This window comes from Shewanella glacialimarina (assembly GCF_020511155.1).
GTDB lineage: Bacteria > Pseudomonadota > Gammaproteobacteria > Enterobacterales > Shewanellaceae > Shewanella > Shewanella glacialimarina.
On sequence record NZ_CP041216.1, the window covers coordinates 980444 to 1000528 of the forward strand.

The 20085-nt window shown below is 41.7% G+C and carries 19 protein-coding genes; 1 reads left to right on the forward strand and 18 read right to left on the reverse strand.

Annotated features, from left to right (window positions below):
* Positions 1-126: 126 nt before the first annotated feature.
* The 11 genes from FJ709_RS04140 to leuS all read right to left on the reverse strand — a co-directional run bounded on the left by FJ709_RS04140 (position 127) and on the right by leuS (position 12289).
* Complete coding sequence (locus tag FJ709_RS04140) at positions 127-1341, reverse strand: serine hydrolase (protein WP_226413711.1); 1215 nt, start codon at positions 1339-1341, stop codon at positions 127-129.
* A 112-nt stretch (positions 1342-1453) separates the two neighbouring features.
* The gene (locus FJ709_RS04145) at positions 1454-2278 is read right to left on the reverse strand and encodes a septal ring lytic transglycosylase RlpA family protein (protein ID WP_226413713.1); all 825 of its coding nucleotides are present in this window, start codon (positions 2276-2278) and stop codon (positions 1454-1456) included.
* On the reverse strand, positions 2268-3224 hold the full coding sequence (gene mltB, locus FJ709_RS04150; RefSeq protein ID WP_226415842.1) for a lytic murein transglycosylase B: 957 nt from the start codon (positions 3222-3224) through the stop codon (positions 2268-2270). Before mltB ends, FJ709_RS04145 begins: the two co-directional genes overlap by 11 nt.
* Before the next feature lie 48 nt (positions 3225-3272).
* On the reverse strand, positions 3273-4394 hold the full coding sequence (rodA, locus tag FJ709_RS04155) for a rod shape-determining protein RodA (RefSeq protein ID WP_226413715.1): 1122 nt from the start codon (positions 4392-4394) through the stop codon (positions 3273-3275).
* Positions 4387-6294, reverse strand: a complete 1908-nt coding sequence (gene mrdA / locus FJ709_RS04160) for a penicillin-binding protein 2 (RefSeq protein WP_226413717.1) — start codon at positions 6292-6294, stop codon at positions 4387-4389. The genes rodA and mrdA overlap by 8 nt, the downstream gene beginning before the upstream one ends.
* 98 nt (positions 6295-6392) lie before the next feature.
* Positions 6393-6863 carry a 23S rRNA (pseudouridine(1915)-N(3))-methyltransferase RlmH gene (gene rlmH, locus FJ709_RS04165; RefSeq protein WP_226413719.1) on the reverse strand — a complete coding sequence of 157 codons (471 nt, stop codon included), beginning with the start codon at positions 6861-6863 and terminating at the stop codon, positions 6393-6395.
* Positions 6863-7192, reverse strand: coding sequence for a ribosome silencing factor (gene rsfS / locus FJ709_RS04170; RefSeq protein WP_226413721.1), 330 nt, complete (start codon positions 7190-7192; stop codon positions 6863-6865). Before rsfS ends, rlmH begins: the two co-directional genes overlap by 1 nt.
* 154 nt (positions 7193-7346) lie before the next feature.
* Entirely contained in the window at positions 7347-8000 is a 654-nt protein-coding gene (nadD, locus tag FJ709_RS04175; RefSeq protein WP_226413723.1) for a nicotinate-nucleotide adenylyltransferase, read from the reverse strand.
* Positions 8001-8014: 14 nt separating this feature from the next.
* The gene (holA, locus tag FJ709_RS04180) at positions 8015-9046 is read right to left on the reverse strand and encodes a DNA polymerase III subunit delta (RefSeq protein WP_226413725.1); all 1032 of its coding nucleotides are present in this window, start codon (positions 9044-9046) and stop codon (positions 8015-8017) included.
* On the reverse strand, positions 9047-9541 hold the full coding sequence (locus FJ709_RS04185; RefSeq protein WP_226415844.1) for an LPS-assembly lipoprotein LptE: 495 nt from the start codon (positions 9539-9541) through the stop codon (positions 9047-9049).
* 156 nt (positions 9542-9697) lie between these two features.
* On the reverse strand, positions 9698-12289 hold the full coding sequence (gene leuS, locus FJ709_RS04190; protein ID WP_226413727.1) for a leucine--tRNA ligase: 2592 nt from the start codon (positions 12287-12289) through the stop codon (positions 9698-9700).
* 138 nt (positions 12290-12427) lie between these two features.
* On the opposite strand from leuS, the gene FJ709_RS04195 reads away from it, so the two are divergent.
* On the forward strand, positions 12428-12928 hold the full coding sequence (locus tag FJ709_RS04195; protein ID WP_226413729.1) for a zinc ribbon-containing protein: 501 nt from the start codon (positions 12428-12430) through the stop codon (positions 12926-12928).
* Between the two features lie 40 nt (positions 12929-12968).
* On the opposite strand, the gene FJ709_RS04200 is transcribed toward FJ709_RS04195, so the two are convergent.
* The 7 genes from FJ709_RS04200 to miaB form a co-directional block, all read right to left on the reverse strand.
* Positions 12969-13259 carry a DUF6482 family protein gene (locus FJ709_RS04200; protein WP_226413731.1) on the reverse strand — a complete coding sequence of 97 codons (291 nt, stop codon included), beginning with the start codon at positions 13257-13259 and terminating at the stop codon, positions 12969-12971.
* Positions 13260-13482: 223 nt separating this feature from the next.
* Positions 13483-13983: a type II secretion system protein gene (locus FJ709_RS04205; protein WP_226413733.1), complete on the reverse strand. Its 501-nt coding sequence runs from the start codon at positions 13981-13983 to the stop codon at positions 13483-13485.
* Between the two features lie 4 nt (positions 13984-13987).
* Positions 13988-15592 (reverse strand): apolipoprotein N-acyltransferase, encoded by a 1605-nt coding sequence (lnt, locus tag FJ709_RS04210; protein WP_226413735.1) that lies wholly within the window; start codon positions 15590-15592, stop codon positions 13988-13990.
* 201 nt (positions 15593-15793) lie between these two features.
* Positions 15794-16669, reverse strand: coding sequence for a CNNM family magnesium/cobalt transport protein CorC (gene corC, locus FJ709_RS04215; RefSeq protein ID WP_226413737.1), 876 nt, complete (start codon positions 16667-16669; stop codon positions 15794-15796).
* A 61-nt stretch (positions 16670-16730) separates the two neighbouring features.
* A complete protein-coding gene (ybeY, locus tag FJ709_RS04220; RefSeq protein WP_226413739.1) occupies positions 16731-17195 on the reverse strand; it encodes an rRNA maturation RNase YbeY in 465 nt (154 codons plus the stop codon).
* Complete coding sequence (locus tag FJ709_RS04225) at positions 17192-18262, reverse strand: PhoH family protein (protein WP_226413741.1); 1071 nt, start codon at positions 18260-18262, stop codon at positions 17192-17194. The genes ybeY and FJ709_RS04225 overlap by 4 nt, the downstream gene beginning before the upstream one ends.
* A 147-nt stretch (positions 18263-18409) precedes the next feature.
* The gene (gene miaB / locus FJ709_RS04230; RefSeq protein ID WP_226413743.1) at positions 18410-19834 is read right to left on the reverse strand and encodes a tRNA (N6-isopentenyl adenosine(37)-C2)-methylthiotransferase MiaB; all 1425 of its coding nucleotides are present in this window, start codon (positions 19832-19834) and stop codon (positions 18410-18412) included.
* Between the last annotated feature and the right edge of the window lie 251 nt (positions 19835-20085).

Consider the following 20085-nt stretch of genomic DNA (forward strand, 5'->3'; position numbering starts at 1 on the left):
TCATTGGTGATTGTTACATTAAATATGGAGGTGATTATACCTGATTCAAGGCTTAGATAACTTGAAATAATAAAGCCGCTGTAAAAGCGGCTTTAATCAACTGATTTTCAGGCTAATTATTATTGCTTATTCAAACCAGCTAGCAAACATTTGTTTGAAATAGTCCATCAATTTGCTGAACCAGCTACCTTCTTCAACAGTATTTAATGTCACTAAAGGGTACTGAGCAATGTCTTTTCCATCTAATTGGAAGAACACACGGCCAACCGTTTCGCCTTTTGCAAGTGGGGCACTTAATGGTTTAGTTAACTCAAAGTTAGCTTGTAAGTCTTTGGCTTTACCACGGTTGATGGTAATAGGCGTATCGGTCAAGACGCCTAGGTCAACATTGTCAACATCGCCATACCAGATTTTTTGGCTAACAAAGGTGTCACCTGCTTTATAAGGCGTGATCGTTTCAAAAAAGCGGAAACCGTAGTTAAGTAACTTTTTGCTTTCAGCTTTACGCGCTGATTCGCTGCTAGTGCCCAGTACTACGGTAATTAAGCGCATGCCATCGTCACTGGTGGCGGATGAGACTAAGTTATATCCCGCACCTGAAGTATGACCTGTTTTAATGCCGTCTACTTTTAAGCTGTTATCCCACAGTAGTCCATTGCGGTTGTATTGTTTAATACCATTAAAGGTAAAAGATTTTTCTGAATAGACACGATATTCTTCTGGTACATCACGGATAAGTGCTGCACCTAAAATAGCCATATCGTAGGCGGTGGTTTTATGATTTTCTGAATCTAAACCGTGGGAGTTTTCAAAGTAGCTGTCATTCATACCTAGCTGCTTTGCCCACGAGTTCATTAAGTCAACAAATGCACCTTCTGTACCAGCAATGTGTTCTGCCATAGCCACACAAGCATCATTACCTGATTGAATAACAATGCCACGATTTAAATCGGATACTTTTACGGTTTTGCCGACTTCAATGAACATTTTTGATGAGTCAGGAAAGTTTTTTGACCAGGCATTTTTGGTGATAAGCACATCATCATCTAATGAAATATTACCCACTTTAACTTCATGGCCAATTACGTAACTGGTCAGCATTTTAGTTAAACTAGCAGGGTTTAAACTGTCATAAGCATTCTGTTCAGCGATGACGCGGCCTGAATAATAATCCATTAAGACGTAAGCTTTTGCTGCAACGCTAGGTGCATCAGGTGTAACCATTGGGGCGCGATTGGGAGTTGGACGTGCATCTGGCTGCGGTGTGTTGGCAGAAGAGGTAAACGACACAAAAGAAAGTAGCAGTGCAGTCGAAATTGGGGCTTTAGCAATATTTATCATGAAATTAGCTGGTCTCTATTAATTCGAAGAAAAGACAATAAAAAAGATTATAACATTAGTCGTGTCACTATTAGTCAACGAAATTGCATTAAGGTTCCTTAATCGAATAAATTTAAGGAACAATAAAGCTTTGTGGGTAACCTTGGCTATGTAAGTTATCTAATAATTTATTGGTTAAGTAAATTTTACCAATCGGGCCTAGTTGAACTCGATGCAAGCCATTACTTGACACAATCCGAGACGAAACACCGTATTTATTTTCGAGTTCTTTGGCTAAGGCATTCACACGTAGTTTGTCTTTGGATGCTGCGACTTGAATATAATGAACTTCGTTACTGGTCGCCTCTGATATGGTTCGCTGGTCATTTGATTCAATATGAATCACTTCAATTTTCACTTTAGCGGTGCCTTTTGCCAACATATCTAGGTGATAAGCGCCGGCATAGGATAAGTCAATTACGCGGCCATTATGGAAAGGTCCGCGATCATTTACCCTCACAATAATTTGTTTATTATTTTCAAGGTTAGTGACTTTAACGTAACTTGGCAGCGGTAAGTTTTTATGTGCTGCTGACATGGTATACATGTCATAGGTTTCACCATTTGAGGTCAAGTGGCCATGAAACTTAGCCCCATACCATGATGCGTGACCGGTTTCGGAAAAGCCTTTACCTGTAGGTAGTACTTTATAGCTTTTGCCTAAAACAGTGTAATTACGATTGCCTTGGCGGGTGTATGCTTCGTATTTTGGCACCGCATTTTTAACTTTGCTGACATCTGGCGCATTATCAGGATAGCGGTCATCTGCCATTTGGTAACGACCCGATTGGCTACTTGCCCCTACACTGCCTTTTTTGTTATCTGGTTTTGATGAACATGCTGCCATAAGCAATATGATCATCATGGCGATGGCACTTAAATAGAGTTTATTTTGCATTGTATTGGGCTTTTAATTGTTCGCTAAATTGGTAAACCGCCATTGCATAAAGCGGGCTACGATTATATCGGGTGATAACATAAAAGTTTTTAAGTCCCAACCAGTATTCGTCTGCTTTGGGTTGTTCTAATTTTACTAATAGCGCTTGCTGAGAAACATCAATGTCTTGTGCAGATGCCAAGCTTAATGTCGGAGCCAAAATATCTGAGGCTCGATAATGTAATCTCTCTTTAGTCCATACTTTGGCTTTTGGCGCTTTATTATCGGTATGATTTAGCGGTAGGGCCACCGGTGCGCCTCGTTGCCAACCATGCTGATGAAAATAATTTGCTACGCTGCCAATCGCATCGGCTTTACTCGTGAGTAAGTCTCTGCGGCCATCACCACTGAAGTCGACTGAGTAATGGCGATAACTAGATGGAATAAATTGACCAAACCCCATCGCGCCGGCATACGAGCCTTTTAAGCTGGCATTATCGAGCTGTTCTTCCTTAATGAGTGACATCAAGTTACCGTATTCACTTCTAAAAAAAGTGGCCCTTGGGGCATAGTAAAAGCCTAAAGTGTACAGGGCATCTTGCACGCGATAGTTACCCATGTAACCACCGTAAAATGTTTCAATACCTATAATGGCGACAATGATTTGCGGGTCAACATTAAATTTATCGGCAGCTTTGGCTATGGTATCGGCATTTTCATGCCAAAACTCTAGCCCTTTTGCCAAGCGTTTTTCGGTTAGGAAAATAGGAAAATACTGGTGCCAAGGCTTTGCTTCCCAGGGTTTTGTTATGGCATCAATCACTTCTTGGGTATAAGTCGACTCATTTAAAAATGCTTCAATTTCTTGTTGACTAAAACCTTGTTTAATTTGCTCAGCCATAAACTGTTTTTTTAAGGCGTCGACATCTGTCGCGGCTGAGGCGATACCAATATGACTCGATACCATTAGGGTGATCGCGCTAAACAAACGGGTAGATAATTTCATTACACCTTCCTATCGATCAATAAATCGTCTATGAGTTTGAATACTCATTAAAATGCCGAAGCCTGTCATTAGTGTCATCATTGATGTGCCGCCATAGCTGACTAGCGGTAAAGGCACGCCTACTACAGGTAGAATACCTGAAACCATGCCTATGTTAACAAAGATGTATACAAAGAATGTGAGTGTAATACTGCCAGCCAATAAACGTGCAAAACTAGTTTGTGCCCGTGAGGCTATGACTAAACCACGGCCAATAATGAACAGATAAATAGCCAATAGTAATAAACTGCCCATTAAACCAAATTCTTCACCAATAACACCAAAGATGAAGTCGGTGTGTCTTTCGGGTAAAAACTCCAACTGGGACTGTGACCCATTAAGCCAACCCTTGCCCCAAAATCCACCTGAGCCAATGGCTATTTTAGATTGAATAATATGATAACCCGCACCTAAGGGATCTTTCTCCGGGTCGAATAATGTCAGCACGCGAGTACGCTGATAGTCGTGCATTAAAAAGAACCATAAAATCGGCAAAAAAATCAGTCCGGCAATGATAATAGCACCCACTATTAACCAGCTCATGCCCGATAAAAACAACACAAACACCCCTGATGCGGCAACTAAAATTGAGGTGCCTAAGTCTGGTTGCTTGGCGATCAGTAGCGTTGGAATTAATAGGATGATTGCACCACCTGCAAGGTGGCGTTTTTTAGGCGGTAAGGGGAATTTACTGATATACCATGCCATGGTGATGGGGAAGGCAAGTTTAATAAGCTCTGAGGGTTGAAATTCCATAAAGCCAAGATTTATCCAGCGCTGCGCGCCCTTGTTAATGGTGCCAAAAAAATCTACCCCTAACAATAAAATAATACCCGCGACATAAATAGGTAGCGCCCAGCGCTTTAATGCTTCGGGATTAATTTGTGCCATAGCAAGCATAATGAGTAAAGATAACCCCATTCGCACTAACTGACGTTCCATCATAGCCATGCTTTCGCCACTGGCTGAATAAATGACGAATAATCCAAATGCCATTAATATCAATAGACCTGACAATAGCGGTAAGTCAATATGCAGCTTTTGCCAAATATTTTTTTTATGATGATGACCGTGACTATGGTGGCTATTCATTTGGTTGCTCATTTGCAGGCGCTGTAGCGGTATCTGTTAGTGTGTCGCTAGGTACAGTCCATTCATCCCTAAGGATATATTCGTCCAGTAAGGCGCGCGCTAATGGCCCTGCATTAGCACCACCCCAACCAGCATTTTCAAGCACAACGGCTAAGGCGATGCGTGGATTCTCATAGGGGGCGTAGGCAACAATGAGTGCATTGTCGCGTAAATGCTCTGCAATAGTATCAGCATTATACTTTTCATCTTGGCCTACCGAGAACACCTGCGCAGTACCTGTTTTCATTGCAGCTGTGTACGTCGCATCAGTAAATCTTGATTTATCAGCTGTTTGACGCATTGCTTCGTTAATAATGTCCCAGTTTCTAGGGTTTTTGAGCTCAATAGGTGGCAGCTCATCTATTGGCGCATCAATTTTGACCTTGTCATCTTTAAACGTTTTCAATAAATGCGGGGTAAAACGTCGACCTTTGTTTGCCAGAATTGCTGTAGAACTAGCGAGTTGTAATGGCGTACTGGTCCAGTATCCTTGACCAATACCAACAGAAATCGTGTCGCCAATATACCAGGCTTGGTTGTAACGTAAGCGTTTCCAGTCACGTGATGGCATAATGCCTGCGACTTCTTCATATATATCGATATTGGTTCTTTCACCAAAACCAAATTGCGCCATAAAACTGGCCATTTTATCGATACCGACTTTATAAACTAGGTCGTAGAAAAAGATATCGCATGAATCAACAATGGCATGATAAACATCAACCCATCCATGGCCCCATTTTTTCCAATCGCGCCATTTGCGTTCAACGCCAGGAATTTGCCAAAAGCCAGGATCCCAAACCCGTGTTTTCTCACTAATTGCGCGTTCTTCTAAACCAAGGAGTGCAACTAATGGCTTAATAGTGGATGCAGGGGAATATTGCCCCTGGGTGGCGCGGTTTATTAATGGCCGAGATTTATCATTCAGTAACTCACTATATCCTTTGCTGCTAATGCCATGGACAAATAAGTTTGCGTCATAGCTTGGACTAGACACCATAGCTAAAATACCACCGTCTCGAGGATCGATGGCAACCACTGACCCCCGTCTACCCGCTAACAACTCCATTGCTTTTTGTTGAAGTTTTAAATCAAGCGTGAGATATATATCCTGCCCAGGGGTCGGCGGAGTGACTCTCAAGGTGCGAATAACTCGGCCACGGTTATTCACTTCTTCTTCTAAATGTCCTGGTAGTCCATGGAGTAAAGTCTCATAGAATTTTTCGATACCTTGTTTGCCAATATCGTTAGTCGCTGCATAATTTTTCCAGCTATTACTTTTTTCTAACAGTGCTTTATCACTGGTGTTAATTCTACCAACATAACCCAGAACATGCGTCATGAGGCTATTGTATGGGTAGTTACGTTTTAACCCTGCTTCAACATAAATACCGGGAAACATGTGTTGATCAACTGAAAAAGCGGCTACTTGCTCTTCGGTCAATTTTCCCTTAATGGTTAGCGGTTTAAAGCGCCGATGAAACTTAAGGGTTTCTCTAATTTGCTCACGTTCTTCTTGAGATATCTCAACCACAGCATTGAGTTGATCAAAAGTGGCATCAAGATCTTCAATTCGCTCAGGGATCATTTCAAGAGAGTGATAAGGTTGGTTTTCTGCGAGTAGCTGACCGTGTCGGTCAAAAATAAGTCCGCGACTGGGGGCGGTGGGGACAACTCTAATACGGTTATCGTTGGAGCGGGTTTCATAATCTTTGTAAGAAACCACCTGTAATTGATACAGATTAAAAAATACTATACTGAGTAAAATGAACACGCAAAAAAAAGTGAACAATGCACGGCGTTTGAATAACGAAGCCTCGGCGGCGTGGTCATGCATTGTGATGCGCTTCTTTGGCGGCACTTAAGTCTCCAGCGTGTAAATAGCGAAAAGGTTAGCGTCGCTTTTATAGTGTTGTGGTATCAACAACCATAAATGTCTTTTAATGAACTCACACCCTATTACTCGCGATGATAAGGATGATTATTATTGATGCTCCAGGCGCGATAGAGGCTTTCACCAATTAAGATACGCACAAGTGGATGTGGTAATGTTAGGGCTGACAAACACCAGCTTTGATCTGCTGCGGCCTTGCAGGCTGGGGCAAGTCCTTCTGGCCCACCAATCAATAAACTTACATCTCGTCCATCTAATTGCCACTTTGTCATTTGTTCAGCTAAATCGGGTGTTGTCCAATTTTTACCGGGCAAATCTAAGCTCACAATATGATTGCCTTTTGCAACAGCGGCTAGCATTGCTTCGCCTTCTTTTTGCAAAATTCGAGCGATATCAGCATTCTTGCCCCGTTTACCCGCAGTGATTTCGACTAATTCTAGCGGCATATCCCGGGGGAAACGACGCTGATATTCTTCAAAACCTCGGGTAACCCAGTCGGGCATTTTTGTGCCTACGGCAATCAGTTGTAACTTCATTAGGCGTTATTGTTCGACCACAATTTTTCAAGCTCGTAATATTCACGAGTTTGTTCTTGCATCACATGAACAATCACTTCACCTAGGTCTACTAATACCCATTCGCTGCTGTCACGGCCTTCAACACCAAGTGGTTGCATGCCAGCTTTTTTGGCTTCAACAACAAGATGTTCACCAATAGAGCGAACGTGTGTTTTAGATGTACCAGTACAAATCACCATAGTATCAGTGATAGTTGATTGTTTTTTAACATCTAATACAACGATGTTTTTTGCTTTTAAGTCTTCGATTTTATCGACGACGAAATCTTTCAGTTCGGTGCTTTGCACGCGAATTACCTCACTAGTCAAAATTAACGGGGCATTATACTCAATTTCATCCCACGGAAGCAATTAAGCAAAGGTGTTTATGCTGATCCATATTGCAATGAGGGCGCGACAAACAGCTTTAATACTATTTAGATTTGTTTTGGTGATTGGTTATTTAACAAAGATATAACTTATGTTGCTGAATATAGCTAAGCGTAGAAGGCATAATAAGTTCATTGACTGGCTGATTGTTGTGTAGCTTGTGACGTATATCGGTTGAAGAAATATTCTGTAAAGCGATAGCGACTGGAATGACTGCACCGTGTGTTGGTGGTGTTTGGTGAGATGCTAATTGTTGTAAATAATCGACATGGTTAATTGATTTGCTATCAAGTACTTGCTGCATTGAATTACAGGTGTCAAGTTGCCAGCCTGGACGTTGGCATAGCACGATATGGCAATGATTAAATAATGTTTGCCATAGATGCCAGCTAGGTAAGTGTAAAAATGAATCCATTCCCATAATAAAATAAAACTGATGCTGCGGATAAGTGTGCTGTAAATTCTGTAGGCTCACGACAGTATATGAAGGGCTATCACGGTTAATTTCAATGTCACAGACCTCAAAATCACTGAATTGCTGGCAAACATCTTCTACCATGGCAAGTCGGTGTTTGCTGCTAACATTAGTGGATTGCTTATGGGGCGGAATATGATTTGGCATCAGCCACACTTTGTCCAAGTGTAATTGCTGTTTCACTTCTAGTGCAGGGCGAATATGGCCTAAATGGATAGGGTCGAAGGTGCCGCCTAAAATACCTATTCGCATGTTTAATCCTAGGTCTAGCTTAATTCTATATGGGCTAAACGATTGTGTGCCCGCGGATCAAAAAGAATACACAAATGGCTCATACCCACCCAATCTTCAATACCATGCTGTTTAAGGTTGAGCTCTAATATCGATGCCAAACCCAACATATGTTCAATATGGTGAAGCTCTAAACGCGTTAATGCAGCTTGATAAAGGGGTTTTCGTTTATCCCAAATTCGATATTTACCCCACAATTGACTGAGTTGCTCACCCTGTAATTGGGCTAGTTTCAAATTAAGTAATAGGGTTATTTCTTTAAAAATTGCCCACATTAAAATAGGCATGGCTGTACCTTCACCTTGCAGCTGTGCCAACATATGCTGAGCTTGCTTTTGATGATTACTCAAAATAGCGTCGGTAAGCTGGAACACACTGAAGCGTGATTGGTCTTCAAAATAGTCAGTCAGTTGCTCTGGGGTAATGTTGTCATTTGGGCTGACCAGTTGCAAAATTTGCATCGCTTGTTCGGCGGCGAGTAAATTACCTTCAAACAAATTAAACATCATTGCTTTGGCGTCATGATGTATGGTTAATTTATGCTGCTGGATGCGATTGTCTAACCAGCGCTCAAACTGTTTACCTTCAGGGGTGGCACAAGGAATATATAATCCCTGGCTATCAAGTGATTTAAACCACTTGCTGTTAGTTTGTTCAACGCCTGCTTTGGGACCTTGAATGATTAACAGGATATCTGGGTTTGGCTGCTGTAATAATATTTGAAAAGCATTGGCACCGTCAGTACCTGGCTTACCATTAGGTAAATTTAGTTCGATAATCCTTCTACTGGCAAACAAGCTCATCGATTGCCATTCTTGAATTAACTCACCCCAGTTAAAACCTGTTTCTTGACTAAGCTGTACGCGCTCATCAAAGCCTTGTTTTTTGGCGGCGGCAATAATTTGTCTTTTACTGTCTTCAATCAACCATAAATCATCACCAAATAATAAACACACTTGGGGAAGTTTCTGCAGATGAGTTTTTAGCTGGTCTGGATAAACCCGCATTTATTCACTACCGATAGATGCAAGTGTTTGAATAATGCTGTCGGCGGCTTGGGCACGCATCTCACGGGTTAATATTTCCATTTCGCGGCTTTTAGCTAAAGCTGTACGGGGATCGTCCTGGTAGTCTCGTCGTATTTCAGCTTGGAATTCTGTTGGTTCTTGCTCTGGTAACATCACAGTATAGTTGACCAAGTAAATTAACTCATACTCAGCGACATTGCCCGTAGGGTAAAGAGAGAGGGTTGCACGCTCTAATGAATCACTGACAAGTCTTAGCGTAGGCGTATCTTTTGCTGCAGATACCAGCGTGACACGGTTAATACGTAGCCTGTCGCCCACTAAGCGGGTTAGTTCACTGTATTGGTCACTACTGCTGAGGTGTAATTGTTGTAATTCAACCGGAATCGAGTAACTGCGCTGTAATTTAAAGCCACAACCTGCGGTGGTAATTAGCACAAAAAAGAGTAACGCTAAGCCAATACGTTTTACCAACATAAGTGTTATCGACATCCTTTAAATCCATGGCAACCATGGCGGTAATAATGAATGCCCACTCTATGCTGCTTAGCATAAAATGGGCAAGTTACTCATTAGTGTTCGGTAGACTTTACCCTACCAGTTATTTGCCAGGTTTGGACTGGCAAAAACATACTAGTTAGCAACAATATTAAGTAATTTACCCGGTACATAAATCACTTTACGGATAGTTAGTCCGTCAGAGTGTTTTTGTACATGCTCATCTTCCATTGCGAGTGCTTGAACTTGCTCTTGGCTAGCGTCAGCGGCAACGGTAATCTTTGCACGTAACTTACCGTTAATTTGAACAATAATTAACTTACTGTCCTCAACCAACGCGCTCTCATCAACTTCTGGCCAGCGGCTATCTTCGATATCGCTGTTATTGCCAAGCTCTTTCCATAGATTAAAACTGATGTGCGGCACGATTGGGTACAATAAACGTGTGACTGCGGATAAAGCTTCAGCCATTAATGCGCGATCTTGAGCGGACTCTTGTGGCGCTTTTAATAGATGATTCATCAATTCCATAACGGCTGCAACAGCGGTATTGAACATTTGACGACGACCAATATCATCACTGACTTTAGCAATGGTTTTATGCAATTCACGGCGCAGTGCTTTTTGGCTGCCGCTCAGTGCTTTAACCTCTAACGCTTCTGTTGTCCCGGCTGCGATATGATCGCTGGCCAGTTTCCAAAAACGCTTGATAAAGCGGTGTGCCCCTTCTACGCCAGATTCTTGCCATTCGAGAGTCAATTCTGGAGGTGAAGCGAACATCATGAATAAACGGACGGTATCAGCACCGTACTTTTCAACCATGACTTGCGGATCGATACCATTGTTTTTCGACTTCGACATTTTGCTCATGCCGGTGTAAACCAACTCGTTACCGTCTTTGTCGATAGCTTTGATGACGCGACCTTTGTCGTCTTTTTCAAGTTCAGCAACATCAAGCGGCGATACCCATACTCGGGCGCCTTTCTCGTTGTTGTAGTAGTAAGCGTCAGCTAATACCATACCTTGAGTCAGCAATTGCTTAGCTGGCTCATTCGAGTTAACCAAGCCCATATCGCGCAACAGCTTATGGAAAAAGCGGAAATACAATAGGTGCATACACGCATGCTCAATACCACCAATATATTGATCTACCGGCAGCCAGTAGTTGGCTTTGGCTGGGTCAAGCATTTGGTCTGCATGCGGGCTACAGTAGCGAGCATAATACCAAGATGACTCCATAAAAGTGTCAAAGGTATCGGTTTCACGCCAGGCAGTTTGACCATTAATGGTGGTTTCAGCCCAGGCTTTATCTGCTTTAATTGGACTTTGAATACCGTCCATCACCACATCTTCTGGCAGAATAACTGGCAGTTGATCTTCTGGTGTTGGCATAACTGTGCCATCTTCTAATGTCATCATTGGGATAGGAGCACCCCAATAACGTTGGCGAGAAACACCCCAGTCACGTAAGCGGAAGTTAACTTGGAGTTTGCCTTTGCCTTCAGCGCTTAGCTTGGCGTGGATAGCTTCAAAAGCAGCTTTAAAATCTAAGCCGTCAAGTGCTGAGAAAGACGCGCCAGAATTAAACACGACACCTTTTTCAGTGAAGGCTTCTTTACTGATATCAACGTCGCCATCAACAGGTTTAATAACCGCTTCAATAGCTAAACCAAACTTTTTAGCAAACTCATAATCACGCTGGTCATGTGCAGGAACTGACATGACTGCGCCAGTGCCGTAGTTCATTAACACAAAGTTAGCGACCCAAATAGGCACAAGTTTGCCACTGATTGGGTGCACAGCATTTAAGCCTGTAGCCACACCTTTTTTCTCCATTGAAGCCATGGCAGCTTCAGTGGTATCAGCATTTTTACATTCTTCAATAAACTCTGCTAAAGCAGGATTATTCTCAGCGGCTTGAATCGCTAGAGGATGACCCGCAGCAATAGCCACATAAGTCACACCCATTACAGTATCTGGGCGAGTGGTATAAATATCGAAACTTTGCTGGCTATTCTCCACCTGGAAGGTCATTTCAATACCTTCACTGCGGCCAATCCAGTTACGTTGCATAGCCTTAACTTGCTCTGGCCAACCATCAAGCGTATCGATATCGTTTAATAATTCTTCTGCGTAATCAGTGATTTTAATAAACCACTGTGGAATTTCTTTTTGCACTACTTCAGTGTCACAGCGCCAACAACAACCGTCTTGTACTTGCTCGTTTGCCAGTACGGTTTCGTCATTTGGACACCAGTTTACTGATGAGGTTTTTTTGTACACTAAACCTTTTTCATACAGCTTAGTGAAAAACCATTGCTCCCAGCGATAGTACTCAGGGGTACATGTGGCAATTTCACGACTCCAGTCATAACCAAAACCCAGTAATTTAAGTTGGTTCTTCATGTACTCAATATTTTCATAAGTCCATGGGGCTGGAGAGGTTTTGTTATTGATCGCTGCGTTTTCTGCAGGCAGGCCAAAAGAATCCCAACCAATAGGCTGCAGGACATTTTTTCCTTGTAAACGTTGATAACGAGCGACAACATCGCCTATGGTGTAGTTACGAACGTGTCCCATGTGAAGGCGGCCTGACGGATAAGGGAACATAGAGAGGCAGTAAAACTTCTCTTTTGTCTCATCTTCAGTCACTTCGAAGGTTTTTTGGTCTTGCCAGTGCTTTTGCACTAAGGCTTCAATTTCTAAGGGATTATATTGTTCTTGCATCAATCTATTTCCGGCCATGCCGCCCATTGTTGGATTTGCGCGTAATCTATGAACTAACGCGCATTCGCCTGATGAATAACTACATAGAATAAACTAGAAGTGATGCTTTAAAAAGGTTCGTCTTAAGGAGTATTTAATATGAGTGGAAGAAGTACAGCATTATTGGCCTTATATCAGGCATTAATTGACCAAGTGAAACAGCAGTTTGAGCAAGATAACTCATTGACTGCTAAAAGTTTGTTTACATCTATTACTAAAGGGAAAAACTATTTACAGCTCAAATCTACAGCCGATGAACAAGAGCTGGCTTTAGTAGAAGAATTTTTAAAGCGTGATATTGCCAGCTTTTTAAAAGGGGAAAATGCCGACGATATTAGTTATAGCCCAACAGCAATTGCATTTGAAAATACTTTATGGCAATGGTTAAGTAGCATAACTGACAGAAGCCAGGTGCAATGGCACGAATTACAGCAAGATTTTAAGCACCATGGTTGCTATAAATCTGGAGAAATTATTAATCAAGGCGTATTGACCTGTGACAACTGCAACCATCAAATGACAATCGACTTTCCTGGCGTGATACCAGATTGCCCTAACTGTGACCACGATACGTTCTCTCGAGAACCCTTGTCGCCTTAAGCGTTGATTGTTTAATGACAGTCGATTATCGACTGTCGTTTTAAAAATCAACCCTATATTGACAGTTACTGGAGCTACTATTGCCGATCATTTCATCATATGCGGTTTGGATTTCTATGATGGCGTAACGGATCCCTTGCAGTTTCAGCAGTTCTTCTGCTTCTTTAATTGAATTAAGGCTTAGCCATTTTCCATCTTTACTGCGTGCACTGCGAAAGTTGCCACTGCTATCTTTAACACCTAACAGATAATGGTTAGAGTCAGCATAGCTGATGATGGTTGGTTGTAATGGTTGTAGTTTGATAGCATTTTTTATTTCTGAAAGTTGCATTTTTTATACCCCATAATGTTTCATAATTGTTAATTATACGCAGGGGCGAGTTTTTAGGTTCATTATTGTGAATAAAAAAACACCACTATATGGATGGGGAAATCTATAGAGTGAGTTTTTGTAATGTTAACCTGCAATATTTTCTTAAATTTTTAATAGCAATGTCTAACAGCAATCTTCAACAGGAATATTCAATAGTCATATTGTGTAACGTTATAGCTTTTTAGCAGCCGCTTAATTGTACAGAATATAAAGGGGGAGTATCAGCATTGGCGGCCTGAGTATAGCGGAAGTAACAGTTATCATTAATGACTTGACCATTTTTATCTATGTCATAACCTATATAGGTGTTGGCTATGCCCTGGTATTGAATGCTAAAGTGACTATCAAGGCTGATCCATTTCTCAATGTCAGTATTATCCAAATAGCCCCATTTTAAGCGGGTTTCAAAAATACCGTCACCCTCTAAATCTATATCGATTAAATCAGCTCGACCGCTGACAGGCTGCACTTGTAGGCTAGGAAGTTTCGATTTAGCATACACAAGAGTGTTGGCGGTTTTCACCGCTGAGGATAAGCCCGATAAGGTACTGGCTCGGGCATCTGATCCTAAATTAATAAATTTTGGTAATGCGACAACGGCTAAAATAGCTAAAATTAAAATCACCACTACCAACTCAATTAAAGTAAAGCCCTGTTTAAGTGATGGGGGCGCTCCTGTCACGATTCTATTCAGTGACATCATTGCTGTCTTGATGTGTTAATCCTCGATATCTTAACCCCAGTGCGAATAATAAAAATAAGCAGCAAAGAGTCAGTAATGGTGTTTGTCCAATACGTTTGAACCAAGTTTCACCTTGATAAAGCGCAACGTCATTAATCAATACAGCTGTTTCAAATTGAGGCAGGATGTCGACTATTTTACCATAAGGGTCAACCACAGCAGTGACGCCATTATTGGTTGCCCTGAGTAAAGGTTTACCCATTTCAATTGCACGCATTTGCGCAATTTCCATATGCTGCAATGGACCATTTGAGGTACCAAACCAAGCATCATTTGACACAGTAAGTATAAAGTCAGTATCGGTTTGAGTATTGGCTCTGACCTGTTCTGGAAAAACAATTTCATAACAAATTGCCGGAGCCACTTTATATCCTGCCGCAGATAAGTTTGGTTGAATAAAATCACCCCGTTGAAAAGAGCTCATTGGCAGATTGAAAAAAGGGGCTAATGGTCTTAATAATTCTGCCAAAGGGACAAACTCCCCTATAGGCAATAAATGATGTTTTCTGAATTCATTATCACCGTTAATTTGATAGTCAGCACTAGGTTGTTGCTTGCTGTGATGATTGCCTAAGACGATTAAAGAGTTATAAAAATCGTGCTCTTCTCGACTAATAATGCCGGTAATAATGGCTGTGTTGTTTAAGTTAGCTACTTGGTTAGCATTAACTAAGAAGTCTTCAACCATGGCTTCTGGTGCGGGGATTGCGGCTTCAGGCCAAATCACAATATCAACACTCGATTTTTCGTCAAAATGATTGCGAGTTAAATCCATAAATTTGAGCATGGTTGGCCATAATGCATCCGGCTCCCACTTCATGCTTTGGGCGATATTACCCTGTACTAATGCTACCTTGACTGATTTTCCACTTGGGGTAATTGGGTTAATATGTGGCGTGATGATTGCGGCAATAATCACAACAGATAAGACTGTTAGAACAGGTAATACACGTTTTTGTGTTGCTAGCATGACAGCGCCAGCGATTATCGCCAGCACAAAACTGAGTCCAAGCGCCCCAATAATACTGGCTAATTCACTTAATGGCCCATTGGTTTGACTATAGCCAATCCATAGCCATGGAAAACCGGTTAATACCCAGCCGCGAAGCCACTCTGTGAGTACCCATAACGCTGGAAACAAGCCTAAATATTTAAATGCCAGCACACCATAATGGCTAGATGCCGACTGTGGGCGAATAATTTTATTGAGTAAGTAACCCGCTAATGCTGGATAAAGCCCAAGATAGAGCGACAAAATAGCCATTAATGCTAATGAAACTATTAAGGGCAGCCCACCAAACGTGGCCATGCTGACGTGCACCCAACTGATCCCGACGGCAAAGGTACCAAAACCGAAGCTAAGCCAATAGCGAAAGGCATGTTTGCCGATTAACTGCTGACTTTGCCATAATGCAAAAGCCAGTGCCAACGGCATAAGTGGCCAAACATTATAGGGTGCAAAAGATAAAGAGGTACTTGCACCAGCAGCAAACGCACTGATTAAGGAGATTAAACTTAATTGGCTTTGAGGTAATAATTTTTTAAACACAACTCGCCTTATTGATCGCTTTATTTTAACAATGCAGTTTGGGGTTAAGCGGCATCATGTAGATGCATATTATGCCATGAGCCATTAGGCTATAAAGCCATTAACTTGCTACGACAGCGGATTTTAAAATGGATAAAATAAAAAAGCAGCTTAATTAACATTAAAGCTGCTTTATTGATGTTAGATTTTTAATTAATAAAATTAGTTATCGTCGTTAACTCTGTCAGAGTCAGGCAGTTTTACCCTTAATTGGATCAAACGACGTGTGTCAGCATTAGTCACTTTAAATTCAATATTATCAATCATAATGGTTTCGTTTCGCTCTGGTAAGTGACCAAAAGCGTGCGAAACTAATCCGCCAACGGTGTCAAACTCTTCATCGCTGAAGTGGGTACCACAGGCTTCGTTAAAGTCATCAATTTCAGTTAATGCTTTAACAATGAATACCGTATTACTGATTTTTTTCACCTCAGTGTCTTCCACTGAACTGTGATCGAATTCATCTTCAATTTCGCCAACAATTTCTTCAAGAATATCTTCAATGGTCACAAGGCCTGATACGCCGCCATATTCATCGACAACGATTGCCATATGGTAGCGCTGTGAGCGGAACTCTTTAAGTAACACATCTACCCGCTTACTTTCAGGTACCACTACGGCAGGGCGGATAACTTGAGACAATGTGAAAGGCACATCTGAATTTTTGAAACCATACTTAAGCAAATCTTTGGCTAACAAGATACCTTCAATATGGTCTTTATCTTCATTTACAACAGGGAAACGAGAGTGAGCAGATGCAATAACGGTTTCAAGAAGCTCATCTACCGTAGAATCAATTTGCAGAGTAACAATTTGTGAGCGTGGGATCATAATGTCTCGCACGCGTAGGTCAGAGACCTCTAACACACCTTTAATCATTTCGCGGGTGTCTTCAGTGATCAAGTCGCGCAGCTCTGCGCCATCTATCACGTCTACTAAGTCTTCGCGATTTTGAGGCTCGCCCTGGAATAATTGGTTAAATTTATCGAACCAACTTTTCTTATAGGCGTTTGTACTCGGGGGGATATCGTCACTCATAATATTTAACTAAATAGACCATTGGGCATCGATGTTATCTTGTGCCTGAAAATCTATTTATTTATGCTTCCTTATAGGGGTCTGTAAAACCTAAATGTTCAAGGAGTTGGGTCTCTAAAGATTCCATTTCCTCAGCTTCTTCATCGATAATATGGTCATAACCTAGTAAATGCAAGCAGCCATGTATCACCATATGAGCCCAGTGGGCTTCTAGGGATTTATCTTGCTCCTGTGCTTCTTTTTGTACCACATCAACACAGATGATTAAATCACCCAATAGTGGCAGATCAATTTCAGCAGGTGCTTCAAATGGAAAAGACAATACGTTAGTTGGTTTGTCTTTGCCACGGTAAGTATGATTTAAATACTGACTTTCACTCACTTCCACAAGGCGAATAGTCAGTTCCACTACGGGCATTGTTTGACCCACAGCGATGCGCACCCATGATTCAAACTGCGCTTGAGTAGGCAAATTGTCTGCTTCAACCGCAATTTGCAGATCTAAGTCTAAATTGATCTTACTCATTTGGGTTCGCTCGCACTTTCTTGGGCTGCAAGTTGTCGTTTTTGTTCCCGCTCTTGATAAGCTTTTTCTTTAGCCGCTTTCTCAAGCTGCTCTTTTTGCTCGAATGCTTCATAGGCTTCAACTATGCTGGCAACAATCGGATGACGAACAACATCTTGAGCCATAAAAAAGTTAAAGCTGATTTCAGGCACTTCACTTAATACTTCTATAGCATGACGTAGGCCAGACTTTTGACCTCGGGGTAAATCTGATTGAGTGATATCGCCAGTGATCACCGCACGAGAATTAAAACCAATACGGGTTAAGAACATTTTCATTTGCTCTACCGTAGTATTTTGGCTTTCATCCAAAATAATAAAGGCATCATTTAATGTGCGACCACGCATGTAGGCTAGAGGTGCAACTTCAATTACGCTACGCTCAATTAGTTTTTCTACTTTCTCAAAGCCCATCATTTCAAATAATGCATCGTAAAGAGGGCGCAGATAAGGGTCGACTTTTTGACTTAAGTCACCGGGTAAAAAACCCAGTTTCTCGCCCGCTTCAACCGCGGGGCGGGTGAGTAAAATACGGCGTACTTCTTGACGCTCATAGGCATCAACAGCGGCGGCTACTGCTAAATATGTTTTACCTGTACCGGCTGGTCCAACCCCAAAGCTAATATCATGGCGAGTAATGTTATGCATATATACGCTTTGATTTGGGGTACGAGGCTTGATGACACCGCGTTTAGTTTTGATACTAATACCAGAATCATTCAGGCCATCATCGGCCTCTAGTGCGACCGCTTCTTGGATAGCCAAATGCACTCTGTCAGGCTCTAAGTCAGGGGTACTACCTTTTACGGTTTGAGTTTCAATATAAAGTTGCTTGAGAATATTATTAGCGTTAAAGGCATTGCGCGGTAGGCCTACAATAGTAAAGTGATTATTTTTATGAATAATCTCAACACCTAAACGGCGTTCTAACTGTTTAATATTATCGTCAAATGGGCCGCATAATGAAGTTAAACGGCGTGTATCTGAGGGTTCCAGATACAAGTTCATGGTAGTCACTTTAGTCGACAAATAAGGCTCCGTTAATTGCTGTGCTGATCATTTAAAAACAGTGTACGTAGGTACTGGAATTAATTCTAGCGTCCTGCATAAATAGAAACAAAAAATAAAAGGTGGACCAGCCACCTTTTATTTTATCTTTATACGCTTAAACCTAACTTAAGGTTTAAATTGGGTCACACCTATTTCGTCATCTAGCTTATGCTTAGCTAAAATTTCAGCTGGGCGTAGGTTTCTGCGTAAGTCCATTTCAGCTTCACCGCGAACAAATTTACCGCGTAAAGAGTTAGTGTAAACATCAACAATCTCGACATCGACAAAACCACCAATGCTTGAATGTGGCGCTTCAAAGTTAACCACGCGATTGTTTTCAGTACGACCACGTAATTCCATTGGATTTTTAACCGACGGGCCTTCGACTAATACCCGTTGCACTGTGCCTAACATTTGACGGCTATAGCGCATGGCTTGCTGGGTAATACGGTCTTGTAAAATAGCTAGGCGCTGTTTTTTCTCTTCATCTGATACGTTATCTGGCAAATCTGCTGCAGGTGTACCTGGACGAGCACTGTAAATAAAACTGAAGCTGTGATCGAAACTCACATCTTCAATTAACTTCATCGTGTCTTCAAAGTCTTGTTCTGTCTCACCTGGGAAGCCAATAATAAAGTCTGAGCTGATATGAATATCAGGGCGGGCTTTACGTAAGCGACGAATAATAGACTTATATTCGATTGCCATGTGACCGCGCTTCATTTGAGTTAAGATGCGATCAGATCCTGATTGCACCGGTAAATGAAGAAAGCTAACTAATTCAGGCGTATCTTGATAAACATCAATAATATCTTGGGTGAACTCAATAGGATGGCTGGTGGTAAAGCGGACACGGTCAATACCATCAATACTGGCGACTAAGCGCAGTAACTCAGCAAAAGTACAAATCTGGTCGTCATGGGTTGCACCACGAAACGCGTTAACGTTTTGGCCTAAAAGGTTAACTTCACGTACGCCTTGTTCGGCTAATTGTGCAATTTCTAGAATGACATCATCGACAGGACGACTGACTTCTTCGCCACGGGTGTATGGCACCACGCAGAATGAACAATACTTGCTACATCCTTCCATAATTGACACGAAAGCCGTTGGACCATCAGCGCGAGGCTCGGGTAAACGGTCAAATTTTTCAATTTCAGGAAAACTGATGTCGATAACCGCTTTCTCGCCACGTTGAATTTGATCAATCATGTCTGGAAGGCGATGTAAGGTTTGTGGGCCAAAAATAATATCCACGCATTGAGCGCGATCTTTAATGGCTTTACCTTCTTGGGAAGCTACGCAGCCGCCCACGCCGATAATTAAATTCGGGTTTTTATCTTTCAAGGTTTTCCATCTGCCTAATTGATGGAAAACCTTCTCCTGCGCTTTTTCGCGAATAGAACAAGTATTAAGCAGTAATATATCTGCTTCACTTGGATCTTCGGTCAAGGTATAGCCTTGATATTCGTCTAATAAATCGGCCATCTTAGATGAGTCATACTCATTCATTTGACAGCCCCAGGTTTTAATATGAAGTTTTTTACTCATCACTGCTCGCCGGTAACCTATAGTAAAAATAGCGCGATATTTTACCTGTTGTCGGGCCTTGTGGCTAGCCTTTGTGCAAGTTTCACTAATATAACTCTGGCTAAGGCAATACCCCTGAAAAAGTTAATGGATTAAATGTCTACTGACCTTGAGTATAATTTGCTAGTAATTGAGCTGGATACTCCTTGACGTTAGTTACTATTTATTACAGTCATATGTAGAGTTTTAGACACCGTTTCTGTGTTCAAGGT

What these genes read in the sequence shown, in the direction of transcription:
- FJ709_RS04140 (WP_226413711.1), bottom strand. Translation starts at nt 1,341, where the DNA reads ATGATAAATATTGCTAAAGCCCCAATTTCGACTGCACTGCTACTTTCT.
- FJ709_RS04145 (WP_226413713.1), bottom strand. Translation starts at nt 2,278, where the DNA reads ATGCAAAATAAACTCTATTTAAGTGCCATCGCCATGATGATCATATTG.
- mltB (WP_226415842.1), bottom strand. Translation starts at nt 3,224, where the DNA reads ATGGTATCGAGTCATATTGGTATCGCCTCAGCCGCGACAGATGTCGAC.
- rodA (WP_226413715.1), bottom strand. Translation starts at nt 4,394, where the DNA reads ATGAATAGCCACCATAGTCACGGTCATCATCATAAAAAAAATATTTGG.
- rlmH (WP_226413719.1), bottom strand. Translation starts at nt 6,863, where the DNA reads ATGAAGTTACAACTGATTGCCGTAGGCACAAAAATGCCCGACTGGGTT.
- nadD (WP_226413723.1), bottom strand. Translation starts at nt 8,000, where the DNA reads ATGCGAATAGGTATTTTAGGCGGCACCTTCGACCCTATCCATTTAGGC.
- holA (WP_226413725.1), bottom strand. Translation starts at nt 9,046, where the DNA reads ATGCGGGTTTATCCAGACCAGCTAAAAACTCATCTGCAGAAACTTCCC.
- FJ709_RS04185 (WP_226415844.1), bottom strand. Translation starts at nt 9,541, where the DNA reads ATGTTGGTAAAACGTATTGGCTTAGCGTTACTCTTTTTTGTGCTAATT.
- leuS (WP_226413727.1), bottom strand. Translation starts at nt 12,289, where the DNA reads ATGCAAGAACAATATAATCCCTTAGAAATTGAAGCCTTAGTGCAAAAG.
- FJ709_RS04195 (WP_226413729.1), top strand. Translation starts at nt 12,428, where the DNA reads ATGAGTGGAAGAAGTACAGCATTATTGGCCTTATATCAGGCATTAATT.
- FJ709_RS04200 (WP_226413731.1), bottom strand. Translation starts at nt 13,259, where the DNA reads ATGCAACTTTCAGAAATAAAAAATGCTATCAAACTACAACCATTACAA.
- corC (WP_226413737.1), bottom strand. Translation starts at nt 16,669, where the DNA reads ATGAGTGACGATATCCCCCCGAGTACAAACGCCTATAAGAAAAGTTGG.
- ybeY (WP_226413739.1), bottom strand. Translation starts at nt 17,195, where the DNA reads ATGAGTAAGATCAATTTAGACTTAGATCTGCAAATTGCGGTTGAAGCA.
- miaB (WP_226413743.1), bottom strand. Translation starts at nt 19,834, where the DNA reads ATGAGTAAAAAACTTCATATTAAAACCTGGGGCTGTCAAATGAATGAG.